Source organism: Streptomyces sp. Tek67B01 (genome assembly GCF_055231995.1).
Map to the genome: position 1 here is coordinate 1,146,125 of NZ_JBUYUY010000001.1, position 17,788 is coordinate 1,163,912.

A 17,788-nucleotide genomic window follows, 5' to 3' on the forward strand; every position below is an offset into this window, starting at 1 on the left:
GGTCCGGTGCGGTGGCACGGCGGGAGGGGCCGCCCGCGGGTGCACGGCGGGCGGCGGTCGGGAAGGGGGCGGGGCGCAGGGGTACTGGCCGGGCCGGCGCGCGCCCCGTCGCGGCCCCGGGGGCGCCGCGCCGGGTCAGCGGGCGTCGGCGGCGTCGAGCGCCGCGCGGACGGCTGCCGCGATGTCGGCGGCGTGCGGGAGCCGCATCATCCCGTAGTGGTCGGTCGGGAGCTCGTAGGAGGTGAAGCCGTCCGGCACCCGGGCGGCCCACCGCTCGGCGGCGCGGTCGGCGGCGCCGGTGGCACTCTGGTGGAAGTGGAGGGGGCCGTGGCCCGCGGGCGGCCGGTAGCGGGCGGCGGCCAACAGACCGGTACGGAAGACCGTGTAGTACCGGGCCAGTTCGGCCGCTTCCACACCGGGTGCGATGCCGCTGCTCGCGACCTGTTCGGCGAGCGCCCCGATCCGTCCGGCCGCGGTCGTCCGCGCGGACAGCGCGGTGCGCAGGGCCGCCCGCGTCTCCTCCCCCGGGTCGGCGCCGGCGGAGCGGGCCAGGTCCTCGTGGAACCACTCCAGGAGGGCGCTGTCGTCGTCGGGCACCCGGTCCGACTCGGGGTAGGCGGTGTCCAGGAGCGTGAGGGTGGTCACCTCCTCGCCCGCGGCCCGCAGTTGGACGGCCATCTCGTAGGCGAGCAGTCCGCCGAAGGACCAGCCGGCGAGGTGATAGGGCCCGGCCGGGCGGATCCGGCGCAGCACGGCCACATGCGCGGCGGCGAGCTCCTCGACCGAGGCGGTCCCGGTGTCGCCCTCCGCCGTGGCCGGGGCTTCGCCGGCGGTGGGGGCGAGCCCCGGCGCCGTGAGTCCGTAGACGGGCCGTTCCCGGCCCAGGGCGCCGGCGAGCGCGCGGTAACAGAAGACGTGGCCGCCGATCGGATGGACGAGGAAGAGCGGGTCGCGGTCTCCGTCGGGCTGGATGCGCACCACCGGGTCCGTCGTGGCGCCCCGGGCCTTGTCCCTGTCCCTGTCCCTGTCCCGCAGCAGCGCCGCCTGGCGGGCCACCGTGGGGTGCTCCATGACGGCCTGCACTCCCAGGCGTTCACCGAACTCCCGGTTGATGCGCCCGATCAGCCGCAGGGCGACGATGGAGTGGCCGCCGGCGGCGAAGAAGTCGTCGTGGACACCGACGGGGCCGGCGTCGAGCAGCTGTTCCCAGATACCGACGAGGCGCGACTCCGTCTCGTCGCGGGGCGGCGCCGGTGGCCTCCCGCCACGGGCGTCCGCCGGGTCCGGATCGGGCAGGGCGGCGCGGTCGAGCTTGCCGTTGGCGGTCAGCGGCAGGGCGTCGAGCCGGACCCAGGCACCCGGGACCATGTACTGCGGCACCCGGTCGGCGGTGTGGCGGGCCAGTTCCGCCGGGTCGGCGGCGCCGTCCGGGGAGACGACGTAGGCCACGAGCCTCTCTCCGCGCGCCAGGACGGCGCAGGCGCGCACCGCCGGATGTTCGGCCAGGGCGGCTTCGATCTCGCCCGGTTCCACCCTCAGCCCGCGGATCTTCAACTGGTGGTCGGTGCGGCCCGCGTACTCGATGGCGCCGTCCGCCCTGTACCGGGCCAGGTCGCCGGTGCGGTAGAGACGGCGGACCGTCCCGTCGGGAGCGGTGTGCGCGATGAAACGATCCGCGGTGAGGTCGGGGCGGCCGTGGTAGCCCTCGGCGAGGCCGACGCCCTCCAGCATCAGCTCGCCCGTGACCCCCAGGGGGACCTCGGCGAGCCGGGGGTCCAGGATGTGGGTCCGCATGTTCGCGATCGGCCGGCCGATGGGGACCGTGTCGCCGCCGTCGGGACGACAGTGCCAGGAGGTGACGTCGACGGCCGCCTCGGTCGGACCGTACAGGTTGTGCAGCTCCACTCCGGGAAGCAGTCGCAGGAACCGGTTCTGCACCTCGGACGGAAGTGCCTCCCCGCTACACACCATCCGAGTGAGCCCGGCGGCTCCCGCGACGGCCCGCGGGTCGTCGAGGAACACGCTCAGCATCGAGGGCACGAAGTGTGCCGTGGTGACGGACTCGGAGCGCACGAGCTCCGCCAGGTAGGCCGGTTCGCGGTGGCCTCCGGGACGGGCGACGACGATCGTGGCGCCGGTCAGCAACGGCCAGAACAGCTCCCACACGGAGACGTCGAAGGTGTAGGGGGTCTTGTGCACCACCCGCTCCCCCGGCCGCAGGCCGTACTCCTCCTGCATCCACAGCAGCCGGTTGGCGATCGCCCGGTGCGAGACGACGACGCCCTTGGGCTTGCCGGTGGACCCGGAGGTGAAGATCATGTAGGCCGGGTCCTCGGGCGCGGCGTGCCGTAGGGGGCCGGTGGCAAGGCGGTCGCCGTCGTCGCCGTCGTCGCCGTCGTCGCTGCCGTCCGCGCGGACGACGGTGGCTCCGGCGGCGCGCAGCGGCGCCTCCCACCGCTCGTCGGCCACCACCACGCCGATCCCCGCCTCGGCGACCAACGCCAAGACCCGCGCCCGCGGGTGCTCGGGGTCCAGTGGTACGTACGCGGCACCTGACTTCAGCACGGCGAGCAGTGCGACCGGTAGGTCCAGGGAACGGTCCAGCAGCAGCCCGACGAAGGACCCGGGCCCAGTCCCGGCCGACCGCAGCCGGACGGCGAGCCGCTCGGCGGCCTCGTCCAGCTCCCGGTAGCTCAGCTGGGCACCCTCGAAGCGGACCGCCGGCGCGTCGGGGGTCGCGCGGGTCTGCGCCTCGATCAGCCGGGTCAGGACGTGCGGGCGGTCGTACGTACGGCCGGTGTCGTTCCACTTCGCGTAGCGGGCCAGTTCGGCCGCGGACAGCAACCCGCGGCCGCGGACATCGCCGTCCGGGGTGTCCGCCAGGTCCTGGAGGGCGGCCGTGTAGTAGCCGTGGACTTCGGCGATCTGCCCGGCGGAGAACTGTGCCGCGTCGAAGCGCAGGCCCAGTTCCAGGAGCTCGCCGTCGGGGGTGCGGGAGAACTCGGCCCCGAAGGCGAAGTCCGTACCGGCCTCACCCGTCTCTTCCAGTACGGCGAACGCGGCGTCGGCCGGCCCGTCGCGCTCGATGTGGAAGTGAGTGAAGTTGAAGAAGGTCTCGAAGAGCGGGGCGCCGCCGGTCGTGCGCAGGATCTCGGCGAGCGGGAACCGGCGGTGCTCGTGGACGGCCACCTCCGACTCCGCTATGTGTCGGACGAGTCCGCGCCAGGTCCGCCCGGCCGCGTCCAGGTCGACTCGCAGGGGCAGGGTGTTCAGGAAGACGCCGATCACCTTGTCCGCGTCGGCCTCCTCCGGGCGGCCGTTGTGCACGACTCCGGTGGTCACGTCGTCACTGCCGCCGAGCACGGCCATGACGCGCACGTGCGCGGCGAGCAGCACGGTGCGCAGCGGCACGCCCAGTGCGGCCGCCACGGCGGCCAGCCGCTCCTGGAGTCCGGCCGGCAGCGGCCGCAGGCACCACTCCATCCGGGAAGGGCCGCCCCGGGCCTCGGGCCGGGGCAGACGTGCGACGGTGGCGCCGGCCGTCCGCTCGGTCCAGAAGGCCCGCTGGGCCGGGTCGGCCAGGGCCGCCCGCTCCAGCGCGACGAACGAGGCGAAGCGCGAGCGGGGGCCACCGGCCTGCGGCGCCGGGCCCTCGGCGCCACCGGGGTCACCGGGGTCACCGGGGTGGTCCGCCGAGCAGAACTCCACGTAACAGGAGCTGAGTTCGGTGAACAACGACCGCTCGCTCCAGCCGTCCATGACGGCGTGGTGCTCCGCGATGAAGAGCTGGAAGTCCTCGTCCGAGCGCCGCTGGACGTGCAGGCGCATCAGCGGGGCGCTGTTCCAGTCGAAGGGGCGCCCGCGTTCCGCCGCGTAGCGGGCCGCGATCGCCGTCTCCCGGGCCTGCGGGTCGAGGCCGCCGAGGTCCTCGAAGGTGACCTCGGGCCGGGCGCCGCGGCGGACGAGCTGCAGGGGCTCGCCGAAACCGTTCAGGTCGAAGGAAGTACGGAGCATCTCGTGGCGGGCGGCGACCGTGGCCACCGCGCGCCGCCAGGCGCGCTCCGAGTACGGGGCCTTGACGTGGTAGGACGCGACGTTGTGGTACATCGGCCCACCGGCGGCGGGCAGGTCGCTGTGGAACAACATCCCGGCCTGGAGCCTGGTCATGGGATAGGCGTCCTCCAGACCCTCCGGGAGCGCCGCCCGGTCGCGGTCGGCGACCAGCGAGAACGGCTCGTACGGGACCAGCCCCCGGGGGTGCGCCGCCTCGGACGGCGCCGCGTCCTCCACGACCACGGTGGGCGCGAGGGCGCGGACCGTCTGGTGGCGCATCAGGTCGACCACCGCGAAGCGCATGCCCCGCTCCCGGGCGCGGGCCAGCACCTGTAGGGAGCGGATGGAGTCCCCGCCGAGCGAGAAGTAGTTGTCCTCGGCGCCGACCCGCTCGTGGCCCAGCACCTGCCCGATGATCTCGGCGAGCGCCGTCTCGACGGGGCCGCGCGGCGGCTCGTACGACCGGGCCGGTGCCAGGCCCGCGGTGCCGGGTGCGGGCAGCTCGCGCCGGTCCACCTTCCCGTTGGCGGTGAGGGGGAAGGCGGGCAGCGTGACGAAGGCGCCCGGAATCATGTACGCGGGCAGGCGTTCGGCGAGGTGGGCCCGCAGGGCCTCGACGGTGGGGCTCTCGTCCGCGCCCGGCACGGCCAGGTAGCCGACCAGGGTGTCGGTGCCGGAGGCGTCCCGGGTGACGAGCGCGACCGCCGCGTCGACGAGGGGATGGGTGGTGAGGGCCGCCTCGACCTCGCCGAGCTCGATCCGGAAGCCGCGCAGTTTGACCTGGCCGTCCATCCGGCCCAGGTATTCGAGGTCGCCGTCGGGGAGCACTCTGGCGAGGTCGCCGGTACGGTACAGCCGCTCCCCCGCTCCGGCGGCGGGGACCTCGGCATCGGCCCGCCCGGGGGCCGTGCCGGTCGCCGTTCCGGTCGCCGTGCCGTCGGCCGGGAAGCGCTCGGCGGTGAGCGCCGGGCGGTGCAGATAGCCACGGGCCAGACCGGCGCCCGCGACGAAGAGCTCGCCCACGGCGCCGCGCGGAACGGCGCGCCCCCGGTGGTCCAGGAGGTGGAGACGCAGGTCGGGGATGGGTACGCCGATGACGCTGCCCCGGCCCTCGGCCGCGTCGCGGGCGGTGAGCGGCCGGTAGGTGACGTGCACCGTCGTCTCGGTGATCCCGTACATGTTGACCAGGCGGGGGCGGGTGTCGCCGTGGCGCCGGAACCAGCTGGCGAGCGCGCTGACGTCCAGCGCCTCACCCCCGAACACCACATGACGCAGCGCGAGTCCCGGATCGTCGGCGGTCCGCCGGTCCTCGTACTCCTCGTCGGCGCGCGCCAGTTGGTAGAAGGCCGAGGGGGTCTGGTTCAAGACGGTGACCCGCTCGTCGCGCAGCAGCCGGTGGAACTCCTCGGGCGAGCGGCTGGTGGCGTACGGCACCACGACGAGCCGGCCGCCGTGCAGGAGGGCGCCCCACAGCTCCCAGACGGAGAAGTCGAAGGCGATGGAGTGGAACAGCGTCCAGACGTCGTCACGGCCGAAGCCGAACCAGTGGTCGGTCGCGGAGAACAGCCGGGTGATGTTGCGGTGCGGTACGAGGGTGCCCTTGGGGCGGCCCGTCGAGCCCGAGGTGTAGATGGCGTACGCGAGCTGGTCGGGGGAGACCGTGACGGCGGGGGCGGTCTCCGGTTCGGCCGCGAGTACGGCGGCGTCGGCGACGAGGTCGACGGTGTGCAGGGAAGGCGAGTCCCACAGCGGACGGGTGTCGTCGGCGCCGACCACGTGCGCCAGCCGGGCGTCCCCGATGATGTAGCGCAGCCGCTCGGACGGGTTGTCGGGGTCGAGCGGCAGATAGGCGCCGCCCGCCTTGAGGATCCCGAGCAGGCCGGTCACGAGGTCGACGGAGCGGCGGACGCAGAGGCCGACCAGGGTGTCGGGACCTACGCCCTGCTTGACCAGCCGGTGCGCGACCTGGTTGGCCCGCCGGTCCAGTTCGCCGTAGGTGAGCCGGGTGGAGCCGTGGACGAGGGCCACGGCGTCCGGGGTGCGGGCGGCGTGCTCGGCGAAGCGCTCGTGCGCGCAGCCGGGGTGGGACTCACCGGTGCGGGCCGGCTGCGGGGAGGTGAGGCCGGCCTGTTCCGCGGCGGACAGGATCGGCAGCCGACTGACGCGCTCGCCGGGGCGGTCCGTGGCCGCGTCCAGCAGACGGGAGTAGTGCCGGGCGAACTGCTCGATGGTGGCGGCCTCGAAGAGGTCGGCGCGGTACTCCAGCCGGCAGCGCAGCGCGCCGCCGACGGTACGCACGACGTCGAAGGTGAGGTCGAACTTGGCGGTGCCGGCGGGCCCTTCGAGCAGTCGGGCGCGCGGTCCCGGCAGCCCCTCGGTCATCCCGCCTTCGTCGTGGAAGCCGAACATGACGTCGAACAGCGGCGGCCCGTCGCCGGTGCGCACGGGGCCGAGGAGCTCGACTATCCGCTCGAACGGCAGGTCCTGGTGGTCCTGCGCGTCCAAGACCGTGTCCCGTACCCGCTCCAGGTGCTCGCGGAAGCCCGGGTCGGCCGAGAGGTCCGCGCGCAGGACGAGGGTGTTGACGAACAGCCCGACGGTGTCCTGGAACTCCTCGCGGTTCCGGTTGGCCACCGGGGTCCCGACGAGAACGTCCTCGGTACCGGTGTAGCGGCTCAGGACCACCTGGAAGGCGGCGAGCATCGCCATGTACGGCGTGCTGCCGGTCGCGCGGCAGAGCGTCTGCATCCGGGCGACGACGGGAGCGGGGACCTCGAACTCATGCGTCGCGCCGGCCCCGCGCTCCGGGCCGTCGCCCGCGGCGGGCCGCTTGTCGCGGGGCAGCGGCGCGACTGCGAGTTCGCCGTCCAGTTGGCGGGACCAGTGCTCCAGTTGTTGCCGGGCGGCCCCCGTGTGCAGCCATTCCTCCTGCCACTCGGAGAAGTCGGCGTACTGGAAGGCGGGCTCCTGCTGCGGGTCCGCGGTCTCGATCGCGGTCACGCTCTCGGTCTCGGTCTCGGTCTCGGTCAGGGCCGCGTAGTCGGTGAGGAGTTCCCGGATCAGGATGGCGGACGACCAACCGTCGCCGACGATGTGGTGCATGCCCAGGGCGAGTACGACGCCGGTGCCGTCCCGCCCGGCGTCCTCCCGGGTGTGCAGCGCCGCGGCCCGGAAGAGCGGGCCGGTGCGCAGGTCGAAGGGCCGGTGGTGTTCGGTGGAGAGCCATCGCGTGACTTCCTCGGGCGTGCGGGCGGTATCCGTCGACCAGTCCAGCCGCGCGGCGGCGTCGACGCACTGGAGCAGTTGCCCGTCGCGAAGCTCGAAGCGGGTGCGCAGGGCTTCGTGACGGTCCAACAGCCGCTGGGCGCACCGGCGCAGGATGTCGGTGTCCACCTCGCCGTCGAGGGCGTAGAACACCGGCATGTGATAGGTCGGCCGGCCCTCCTCCATCTCGTGGAGGAAATACATCCGCTGCTGGGCGCGCGATGCACGGAATACGCTGACCGACGGCCCGGTGGGCCGGCCGGTCGGATCCTGAGTGGCCAAGACAACTCCCTCGGCCGCACGCCCTGGGACGCGCGGCGCTGACTCCGCTTGCTTGCCACCTCACCGTATGGACGGGCCGCCGCCGCGATAAGTCCCGTTTCGCCGGTCCCTGGTTCCCGGGACATGAGAAGAACCTGCCTCGGCCGAGTACGTACGCCGACGCCGGACGTGCCGGCGGGCCCGGTTTGGTGACCCGGGCCCGCCGGCACTCCGATGAGGAGCGTCAGCCGAGGAGGCGGCGCTTCTGCTCGGCGAATTCCTCCTCGGTCAGCACACCCTGTTCCTTCAGGGTGCTGAGCTGCTTGAGCTGGTCGATCCTGGCGCTCATGTCGTCGGCGGCAGGGGCCGCCGCAGGGGCCGGGGGCGGCGGGGGCGGGGCCTCTGCGTACTGCTGGGTGTCCTGCTCGGCCCACCGGCCCGCCTGCCGCCGGGACACCCGGTTGGACACGGCGGTGGCGGTGCCGGCGACGACGGCGGTGCGGGCGATTCCGCGAAGAAGTCCGGGCATGGTGCTCATCTCCAGGGGTGCGGCGACGCGGGGGCCGCGGCAGTGGTCACTCGTCGGCCGACGGGATCTCCATGGCGTCCAGCGAGGCGAGCAGCGCCTGGACGGGAATCCGGCCGCCCGCCACGAGCTGGGCACCTCCGCGTCGCAGTTCACGGGCGAACGGCGCCGCCCACGTGTTCTCGTACACGATGATCCCCGCCGAGTTCCCGGGTTCCAGCGCACTGCCGGCGTCGTCGATGTCGCTCTGGTCCAGCAGACCGGACGAGGCCCCTTCGAAGACGGTGAGGTCGACCTCACCGCCGAAGTCCCGCAGCTCAACCGCCTTGACCGAGCCGTCCAGCTCCTTGCGGACGAACATCAGGTCGAAGATCCGGATGATGCCGCGATCAACGAGGTCGACGAGGAGGGGGAGCCCCTTGCCCGTCATCCGGTTGCCCGGAAACTCGATCACGACGTAGTCGATGGGGCCCATGTCGTCGATGTCCCCGGCGTCGCCTATGTCACCGATCCCGAAGGGTTCCTCGGCCTCGCTGGTCATCGCTGCTCCTGTGGGGTTCGGAAGGAACGGATGCGACATCGGACTCCGGCCGCCGGTCCGCCGGCGCGAGCTCGGACGACGTGGACGGGAGCGAAACGTCACCTGTGTCCATTCCAACACCGCGCGGGCACCCGCGCACGTCCTGCCTCTTGCCGGTCAGCCACAGGCCGAGCAGCAGGGGCGCGGGATGGAGGACCACGCGCCCCGCGTCCGGGCACGCCCCGTGGCCGGCCCGAGATGCCGTCCCCGGCCGCGTCCTCCAACCTGGACGCACACGAAGGAGGCACCCATGACGACGACCGCATCATCGGCGCCGGTGTGGGCGCCGAGCAGTCCGCCTCCCTCTCCACCGGCCTCCTCCCCCGTGCGCTGATGCCGCTCGCAAGGCCCGGGCGCCGGCGCACGCGCACCGCCCCGCACCCCTCGTGGTGGCGGACCCGATCGCGCAAGGCGGTGGCGGACGCGCAACGCCTCCAGCACGAGGCCGAGACGCGCTTCCCGGTGATCACCCACCTGGCGGAGCGCATGGTGGCGGTGAACATCTTCGACTCCGCGACACGGCTCGCCGCGCAGTGCTTCCTGACCGCCGTACCGCTGCTCTTCGTCGTCGCCTCGTTCGCCCCGTCGGGCGTACAGGAGCAGTTGGCGAAGTCGGTGCGCGCCCTGTTCGGCCTCGGCAGTGAGGCGAGCAAACAGCTGGACGAGGTCTTCCACAGTCCGCAGGGGGATTTCCAGAACGCGGTGGGACTCGTGGGTGGCCTGATGGTGCTGCTGTCCGCCACCGCGGTCAGTCGTGCCATGCAGCGCCTGTGCAAGCGGGCGTGGGAGATCCCGCGCACGGGGGTCAGGATCGCGATCTGGCGCTGGGTCGCCTGGATCGCCGCGTGGATCGTCGTGCTGGTCTTCCAGGGGCCCGTGCGGGACGGGTTCGGCCTCGGGTTGTGGCTGGGCATCCCACTCACCCTCGTCCTCCAGACGCTGGTGTGGTGGTGGTCCCAGCACCTTCTGTTGGGTGGTCTGGTCGGCTGGCTCCCGCTGCTGCCCGGAGCGGTGACCACCGCCGTGTTCACCACGGCCCTGTGGGTCACCGGGCAGTTCTACATGCCGCGCGCCCTCGACCGGGCCCTGGGCGACTACGGACCGGCCGGTTCCGTCTTCGTCCTGCTGTCCTGGCTGATCGTGGTGTGCGTGGCCGTCGCCATCGGTATCACCACGGGCGCCGTGCTGGCGCAGGAGCCGTTCCTCGCCCGGCGGCTGGGCAGTCCGCCCCCGAAGGGGTGGAGGTCCCCGCGGGACTGAGAGCCGGTGTCACGGCCGGCGGCCGTGACCGAGAGGGCCGCACGGCACACGGGTGTGCCCGGTCGGCCGACTTCCTCGGCGAGCCGACAGGCGACCGTGCGTGACCGTGGGAGGCTCCGTCCATGGCAGCGAAGGCACGTACGACGCCCGCGTCCGGGAAAGCGAAGGCCACGCAGACCGTCCTGCTGACGCTGGCGGCCGGTCAGTTCCTGATGGCCCTGGACAGTTCGGTCATGAACGTCTCGATCGCCACGGTGGCGCAGGACGTCGGCACCACGGTGAGCGGCCTCCAGGGCGCGATCACGGCCTACACGCTGGTCATGGCGATGCTGATGATCAGCGGTGGCAAGGTCGGCGCGCTCATCGGTCGCAAACGGGCCTTCATGATCGGCTGTGTCATCTACGGGTGCGGGTCGCTCACGACGTCCCTCGCCCCGAACCTCCCCGTCCTCCTGCTGGGCTGGTCGTTCCTGGAGGGGGTGGGAGCGGCGCTGATCATGCCGGCGATCGTGGCGCTGGTCGCCTCGAACTTCGCGGTGGAGCGCCGTCCGGCCGCCTACGGGCTCGTCGCGGCCGCGGGCGCGGTGGCGATCGCGGTCGGCCCGCTCATCGGCGGTGTGGCGACCACCTACTTCTCCTGGCGCTGGGTGTTCGCCGGCGAAGTGGTGGTCGTACTGGCCATCCTCGTGCTCGCCCGCCGGGCAGCCGACGCACCCCCCGACCACCGGCCGCGCATCGACGTCCCGGGCGCGATCCTGTCCGGTCTCGGCATCGGGCTGTTCGTCTTCGGCGTGCTGCGCACCAGTGAGTGGGGCTGGTTCCGGCCCAAGGCCGGTGCGCCGTCCTGGTTCGCCCTCTCCCCCGTCGTCTGGCTGATGCTGGCCGGCGTCCTGCTCGTCTGGCTCTTCTTCCGCTGGGAGGAGCGCCTCGTCGCACGCGGCACCGAACCACTGGTCGATCCGGAGCTCTTGCGCAACCGGCAGCTCACCGGCGGTCTCACGATGTTCCTCTTCCAGTACCTCGTGCAGATGGGCGTGTTCTTCGTCGTCCCGCTCTACCTGTCCGTCGCGCTGGGCCTGTCCGCCATCAAGACGGGCGTGCTGATCCTGCCGCTGTCGATCTCGCTGCTGGCCGCCGCGATCGGGATCCCCCGGTTCCGTCCGAACGCCTCACCGCGGCGCGTGGTGCAGCTCGGGATCCTGCTGATGCTGGCCGGCGCCGTCGTCCTGCTGGCGGCCCTGGACGAGGAGTCCGGAGCCGCCGTCGTCACCGTCCCGCTGCTGCTGATCGGACTGGGCATGGGGGCACTGGCCTCCCAGCTCGGAGCGGTGACCGTGTCGGCCGTCCCGGACGAGCAGAGTGCCGAGGTCGGCGGGATCCAGAACACCGTCACCAACCTCGGGGCCTCGATCGGCACCGCCGTCGCGGGGTCCATCCTCATCACCGTACTGACCGCGTCCTTCCTCTCGACCATCGAGGACAACCCGGCTGTCCCGGCCTCGGTCAAGGAGCAGGCGAACACGCGACTCGTGGGAGGGGCGCCCTTCCTGTCGGACGCCCAGCTCACCGCCGCCCTCGACGGGGCGGGGACGCAACCGGCGGTCTCCCAGGCGGCCCTCGACGCGAACGCCACCGCGCGGATCGACGGACTGCGGGCCGCACTCGCCGTCCTCGCCCTGGCCGCGCTGACCGCGCTGTTCTTCACGCCGCGCATTCCCACGAGCCAGCCCGGGGCGGCGCGCCCCTGAGGCCGCCGGCCTACCGCGGACCGACCGGCGGTCCTCCCCCGGCGGTCACCGGGTGCTCGGGATCGCCGGCGTCCTCGGCGAGGAAGTCCGTGACCGCGAAGGCGAAGAGGAGCGCGAGGGCGAGGCCGACGACGACCCAGCCGGTCGGGTGCGGCCACAGGACGAAGGCGATGACGGCGGCCGCCACCAGGATCCAGGTGATCCAACGGCGGTGGCGTCCCACGAAGACGCCGACCGGGCCCGTACGCATGCCCGCCCGGTCGGCCGTGGACCGGGTGGCGGCGATCCCGGAGTGCCAGGACTGGCGGACCACCGTGGCGTACCGGCCCGGCCCGCAGAGCCACGCGGCGAGCGCCAGCACCACGCCGAGAACCACGACCATGCGGACGGTGACACGCAGGAACCGGACCAGCGCGTCGTACACGGAGGCGGCGGCCGGCTGGGAGACGGTGTCGGGCAGCGCGTTGAGGTAGACCGTGCGGAAGACCGTCAGGGCGATGCCGAGGACGAGGGCCGCGGCGGCGAAGCCGATGGCCGACGCGATCAGTGTGCGGCGCCGGTGGGCGGCGAGGAGGATGCCGACGGCGACGAGCACGACGGCCAGCACGGGCAGCCACAGGCCGATGAGTTCGAGCAGCCTGAAGCCCGTCTTGACGCGGCCGATGTCGTCCGACCGGAGGATGGTGAAGTCGGTGTGGATCTGAGGGATCTTGGCTGCGACGCCGAGCCCGGCGTCCACCAGCCGGGTCTTCACCTGTTCGATCACGGGGGCGAGGTCGAGGGTGACCGAGTCGTTCTTGATCTGCACGGCCCCCTCGTCGTTGCCGGTCAGGGCGCGGACGAGCGAGGTGTGGACCGTACGGTTGGCCCCGGTCCAGATGGTTTCGAAGGCCTGGGACGAGACGACGTCCTCCGCCTTGTCGTGCACGAAGCTGCGAACCGCTCCCTCCAGCCCGTCGCCCAGCTTGCCCAGTGCCTTCTGCGCCAGCGGTCGTTGGTCGGGCGCCACGCCCTCCAGCAGGGACGGCAGGTCGATGTGCTCCATGACGGCGCCCGTGACGCGGTTCGCGACGGCCGCCTGCACATCGGGGTCCGAGGCGAGCGGGGCGACCGTGGACACATAGCGGTCGGTGTCGCCCACGATGTCCGCGGTCCAGGCCGCGACGATGCCCAACGGGGCCAGGACACAGCCGATCACGATCAACAGTGCGGACAGGAACGAACGCAGCCGGGGTGGTCGGTGTCCCGGTCGTTTCGCGGCCTGTGCCTCCAGCGTGGCGATCCGCGCCCGAAGGGCGGCGATCTCGCTCTGGTTTCCTTCGTCCGGCATGGCAGCCCTCCTGCGGGTCGTGTCCCAGACAACCGCGACCTACTCGCCCCGGCGAGCAGAGGCGGCCCGACCGGGTGAGGCGAAGCCGGTGGAGAACCGGGCCGTGGACGCGCGGGGTCCGAAGGACCGGGCCGTCACCGAGCCCGTCCCGCGCGCGAAGGGCGGGGCGGGCTCGGGGCGGGGCGTCGCGTCCGTGGCCGCGACGCCGATTCGATCCCGTCGGTTCGCTCCGCCGGTCTGGCCCGCCGGTCTGGTCCGCCGGCGGGAGGTGGCGGACCGTGAGCGGGAGGCAACGGGCGATCAGCCCTCGGCCGTCGGTACCCGGCCGGTGCGCGCGGCCTCGACGAGCAGGTCGTAGTCACGTTGGTTCTGGTCGGCGTACGCTTCGGCGAATCCGACGAGCGCGCGGTCGAAGGCGTCCCCCGCGCCGAGGTAGGCGGCGATGGCGACGGGATCGCCGGAGCGGGCATGGCCCCGGGCGAGCGAGAGACCGCAGGCACGGGCCAGGAGGCCCAAGCCCTCCGGGCGCATGGTCTCCGCGGGCAGGGCACCCTTCCAGTCGAGCAGCTGCCTGACGTAGAAGTCCCGACGCCGGCCGTCGATGCCCGTGACCTGCGCCCAGCCGAGGAAGATGTCGCTGGTGGCCTGCATCAACCGTTGCCCGGTCACGACACGCCGGCCCTGGCTCTCGTACGCGACCGGGGCGACGTAGGGGGCCAGCACGGACTCGCCGGCCTCCTTCGCCTGGAGCAGCAACGGGTCGTCGTCGTCCCGGCCGACCAGCACGACGACCCAGCAGCGGGTGCCGACACTTCCGACGCCCACCACTTTGCGGGCCGTGTCGACGACGTGGAAGCGAGCGAGCAGCTCCCGGCGCTCGGGCGGGAGGCTCTGCCCGTAGGCGTCGATGATCCCGCGCACGGCGGTGTCCGCGTCCGGCCCGGCGGACTCCCCCAGCAGCTCGGACAGCGGAACGATCAGTGGCGGATCGGGCACGATGCGCAGTCTCCCGTCGGCCCGGTGGGTGAGCTTGGCGAACGCCTGGAGGTGGTCCCTGGCGCGGGCCTTGGCGAAGACCCGGTCGGTCCGGCGCAGGGCGCGCTCGCCGCCCTGGGCCGCGATCCGGCGCAGGGCGTCGGAGTCGTCCTGGGCGTACCAGATGTCCAGGACGCGCATGCCGGCGAGACGTTGCATCCGCCGTCGGTACGCGGACACGGCCTCGCGCACGACCGCGGCCCGTTCCTCGGCCGAGAAGCCGTTCTCCCGACCGGCGACGGCGAGGCTCGCCGCGAGACGTTTGACGTCCCATTCGAAGGGGCCGGGGTGGGTCTCGTCGAAGTCGTTCGCGTCGAAGACCAGGGACCGCTCGGGCGAGGCGAAGAGGCCGAAGTTCAGGACGTGGGCGTCGCCGCACAGCTGCACGGTCAGGCCCGTGTGGGGTGCCGCTCCGAGGTCGGCGGCCATGACGGCGGCGGCCCCGCGGTAGAAGCGGAAGGGCGACTGGAGCATGCGGCCGTACCGGACGGGGACCAGCTCCGGCACGCGCGTCGCGGCCTGGCCCTGGAGGACGTCGACGGGGTCGGGTCTCTCCGTGGCCGGCTCGAACCGGGCGTGTTGGGAGCGCGGTACGTTCGCGCGCGCCCCTTTACCGCGCTGGGCGCGCTCGGCCGGCGTGAGCGCGCTCGGCGCGCCGTTCCCGGGTACTCCGGACATGACCATGGCCCTGCCGCCTCCTGCCTGCGTCGTCCGGCGGATCGGCGGCGGGCGGTGGGTCCGCTCCGGGCCCGTCGGAGCCGCTGCCGGCGCCGGCGGGCCCGGAGCTCTGCCTCCATGCTCACGTCCCGCCGTCTTGATCGCATGCCACGCGCCTCACCGGGGGCGGGGCGACGCGCACGCAGTACGGTGACCGTACGGGTCCGGCCCGAAACGGGAGGTGGCAGCGTGAGCATGCACGCCAAGGCGCGAGTGGCCCTGTTGTCCGGCGCGGCGGCGCTCGTCGTCATGCTGGTCTTCGCCGGGTTCCGGAGCTTCGCCCTGATCGCGGTGGGGCTGGCCGGGCTGGCCGTCACCGCCGCTTCGGGTTGGCTGTTCCTGGCACACCGCGGGCCGGTCCGGTGGCTTTCCCTGGCGCTCGTCCTCGCCGCCCCCGTCGCCCTGGTCGTCGCGTACGCGCACGCGGAACTCCTGTGGGTGGTGCTGTGCTCGCTGGCTCTGTGGGCGTTGGCCGTGGCGGCCGGGCGGTCCGCGTTGGCCGACGAGGCGCGGTCCGGGATGCCCGGGCGTCCGGCACGGCCGCCGCGACACCCGTTCCTGATCATGAATCCCCGGTCCGGAGGCGGAAAGGTCGGTGCCTACCACCTCCAGGAGAAGGCCGAGGCGCTCGGCGCGGAGGTGGTGTTGCTCGACCCGGAGCACCACCAGGACGTCGCAGCCCTCGCGCGGAGCGCCGTGGACCGCGGCGCCGATCTGATCGGTGTGGCCGGTGGTGACGGCACCCAAGCCCTGGTCGCCGCGGTCGCGGCGGAGCGCGACGTGCCCTTCCTGGTCATCAGTGCCGGCACGCGCAACCATTTCGCCATGGATCTCGGACTGGACCGGCGGGACCCGTCGACCTGTCTGGACGCGCTGACCGACGGGGTCGAACTCCGGGTGGACCTCGGTCGCATCGGCGACCGGACCTTCGTCAACAACGCCTCTTTCGGAACCTACGCGGAGGTGGTGCGGGACCCCGCGTACCGCGACGACAAGGTCCGTACGACGCTGGGCCTGCTGCCGGACCTGCTGGCCCACCAGAGCGGGCCCCGGCTGACGGTGCGCGCCGACGACGCCGCCGTCGAGGAGCCACAGGCCGTGCTGGTCAGCAACAACCCCTACGGCACGGGTGACCCGGCCGGCCTCGGCCGACGCCCCCGCCTCGATTCGGGCCTCCTCGGCGTCCTCGGGCTGAAGGTGGACAACGCCGCCCAGGCCGCCGGCATCCTGCGCGGCCGGAACTTCACGGGGCTGACCGCGATGACCGCCCGCGAGGTGGTGGTGGAATCGGACGCACCGCGCGTCCCCGTCGGGATCGACGGCGAGTCGCTCACGATGCCGGCGCCGGTGCGTTGCCGTGTGGAGCCCGGTGCGCTGCGTGTGCTGGTGCCGAGGCACCGGCCCGGCAACCGCGGGGGTGTCCCGATGAACTGGGCCGGCGTACGCAGACTGGCCCTCGACATGGGCCGCGCCGCGGGCACGAGCCCGCAACCCCCGAACGCCTGAACCACCTCCGCCGCCTGCCAGCGGCTCAGCGCACGCGCCCCCGCGGCTTCAGGTGGGTCGGCGGGAGTGCCGGGGCGGGGATCGGGGGGCCGTCGTAGCCCTTCACCTCGCCGAAGCGGGTGCCGTTCATCCAGTCCTCGCGGGCTTGCGCGACGTCCTCGTGGGACCGGCCGATCCAGTTCCAGAACATGACGATCTCCTCCTCGAACGGTTCGCCGCCCAGGAGCATCACGCCCGCGTCCGAGGAGGCGCGCAGGGGGAGTTCCGTGCGTCCGCAGCCCAGGTAGAGCATCGAGCCCGGCAGGAGCGGGACACCGTCGACGTGGGTTTCACCCGACATCGACAGCACCGCGTACTCGAAGTCCGGGTCGAGCGGCAGCCGGGTTTCGGTGCCCGCCGCCAGGGCGAGGTCCGCGCCCACGATGGGGGTGTAGGCCGTGCCCGGCGAGGTGGCCTTGTCCAGGGTGCCCAGGATGACCGTCGCGGTCAGGCCCGGGGCCGTGACCCGGGGCAGGTCCGCGTGGTGCTGGAAGTGCGGGGCCACGTCGCGGTGGGCGTCCGGGAGGGCCACCCACAGCTGGGCGCCGTGCAGGAGCCGGGCGTGCGGGCGCGGGCTCTCCTCGGAGTGGCTGATGCCGCGGCCCGAGGTCATCAGGCCCAGCTCGCGCGGGCGGATCGTGGCGAGGCTGCCTTCGCTGTCGCGGTGCAAGACCTCCCCCTCGTGCAGCCAGCTCACGGTCTGAAGACCGCAGTGCGGGTGGGGCGCCACCTGCATGCCGGGCTCGTCGGCGATGTCGTCGGGGCCGTAGTGGTCGACGAAGCACCAAGCGCCCACCATCCGGCGGCCCAGGTTGGGCAGCAGTCGACGGACCTCGGTGGACTCCCCGAGCTTGACCGTACGCGGGCTGAGGAGCTCGCGTACCGGCTCGGCGACGACGAAACCGCGGCCGCCGCAGACGGAGAGAGCGGGCTGGCGATCGAGATTGCTCATACCGCACAACTTAGTACCGCCGGGGCCGCTTCGTTCCACGGAATGCGCGGGGACGCCGCCGCGTTGGAGCGACCGGACACACCACCGGAACGGCGGAAGGAGCGGTCATGGACGCCGAGGAGGTCCGGGACACCCAGGACGCCGTGCACGAGGCGCGGCAGGCGTACTACGGGCACGGGACGGCGGCGGAGCGCTGGGAGCGGGGCGGCCTCTTCTTCGAGGCGAAGGAGTACGCGACCGCGGCCCGGGTGCTGGCCACGCTGACCGCCGAGGTCCCGGAGCAGCTCGCGCCCCGGCTGCTGCTGGCCCGCGCCTACTACCACTCCGCCCAGCTCTCGCGCGCCGAGGAGGAACTGCGGGCCATCCTGGAGCGCTGGCCGGTGGAGGACTACGCGCAGCTGATGCTGGGGCGGACCCTGGAGCGCCAGGGCCGCGCCGCCGAGGCGGCCCCCTACCTGCGGATGGCCGCCGCGATGGCGGGCGAGCCGCTCGCGTAATACGCCGCCCGCGGCGCCCG

At 73.2% G+C, this 17,788-nt stretch carries 10 protein-coding genes; 4 read left to right on the forward strand and 6 right to left on the reverse strand.

The window, feature by feature from the left end:
* Nucleotides 1–135 precede the first annotated feature (135 nt).
* The 3 genes from ACV7NM_RS05310 to ACV7NM_RS05320 form a co-directional block, all read right to left on the reverse strand.
* Entirely contained in the window at nt 136–7,599 is a 7,464-nt protein-coding gene (locus ACV7NM_RS05310; RefSeq protein WP_463409163.1) for an amino acid adenylation domain-containing protein, read from the reverse strand.
* A gap of 223 nt (nt 7,600–7,822) precedes the next feature.
* Nucleotides 7,823–8,107 (reverse strand): SHOCT domain-containing protein, encoded by a 285-nt coding sequence (locus tag ACV7NM_RS05315; RefSeq protein ID WP_463409164.1) that lies wholly within the window; start codon nt 8,105–8,107, stop codon nt 7,823–7,825.
* Nucleotides 8,108–8,153: 46 nt separating this feature from the next.
* Nucleotides 8,154–8,579 (reverse strand): DUF6325 family protein, encoded by a 426-nt coding sequence (locus ACV7NM_RS05320; protein WP_463413836.1) that lies wholly within the window; start codon nt 8,577–8,579, stop codon nt 8,154–8,156.
* A gap of 303 nt (nt 8,580–8,882) precedes the next feature.
* Between ACV7NM_RS05320 and ACV7NM_RS05325 the strand changes: the two genes are divergently transcribed.
* Nucleotides 8,883–9,944 carry a YhjD/YihY/BrkB family envelope integrity protein gene (locus ACV7NM_RS05325; protein ID WP_463409165.1) on the forward strand — a complete coding sequence of 354 codons (1,062 nt, stop codon included), beginning with the start codon at nt 8,883–8,885 and terminating at the stop codon, nt 9,942–9,944.
* 122 nt (nt 9,945–10,066) lie between these two features.
* Nucleotides 10,067–11,692: an MFS transporter gene (locus ACV7NM_RS05330; protein ID WP_463409166.1), complete on the forward strand. Its 1,626-nt coding sequence runs from the start codon at nt 10,067–10,069 to the stop codon at nt 11,690–11,692.
* 10 nt (nt 11,693–11,702) lie between these two features.
* On the opposite strand, the gene ACV7NM_RS05335 is transcribed toward ACV7NM_RS05330, so the two are convergent.
* Together ACV7NM_RS05335 and ACV7NM_RS05340 are read right to left on the reverse strand one after the other, a co-directional pair.
* On the reverse strand, nt 11,703–13,022 hold the full coding sequence (locus tag ACV7NM_RS05335; RefSeq protein WP_463409167.1) for a hypothetical protein: 1,320 nt from the start codon (nt 13,020–13,022) through the stop codon (nt 11,703–11,705).
* A gap of 300 nt (nt 13,023–13,322) precedes the next feature.
* A complete protein-coding gene (locus ACV7NM_RS05340; RefSeq protein WP_463409168.1) occupies nt 13,323–14,735 on the reverse strand; it encodes a DUF2252 domain-containing protein in 1,413 nt (470 codons plus the stop codon).
* Between the two features lie 234 nt (nt 14,736–14,969).
* Between ACV7NM_RS05340 and ACV7NM_RS05345 the strand changes: the two genes are divergently transcribed.
* Nucleotides 14,970–16,280, forward strand: a complete 1,311-nt coding sequence (locus tag ACV7NM_RS05345; RefSeq protein WP_463413837.1) for a diacylglycerol/lipid kinase family protein — start codon at nt 14,970–14,972, stop codon at nt 16,278–16,280.
* 25 nt (nt 16,281–16,305) lie between these two features.
* Here ACV7NM_RS05345 and ACV7NM_RS05350 read toward each other — a convergent pair whose 3' ends face one another.
* Nucleotides 16,306–17,271: a pirin family protein gene (locus ACV7NM_RS05350; RefSeq protein WP_463409169.1), complete on the reverse strand. Its 966-nt coding sequence runs from the start codon at nt 17,269–17,271 to the stop codon at nt 16,306–16,308.
* 107 nt (nt 17,272–17,378) lie between these two features.
* Here ACV7NM_RS05350 and ACV7NM_RS05355 point away from each other — a divergent pair, with 107 nt between their 5' ends.
* A complete protein-coding gene (locus ACV7NM_RS05355) occupies nt 17,379–17,768 on the forward strand; it encodes a tetratricopeptide repeat protein (RefSeq protein ID WP_463409170.1) in 390 nt (129 codons plus the stop codon).
* The last annotated feature ends 20 nt before the right edge of the window (nt 17,769–17,788 follow it).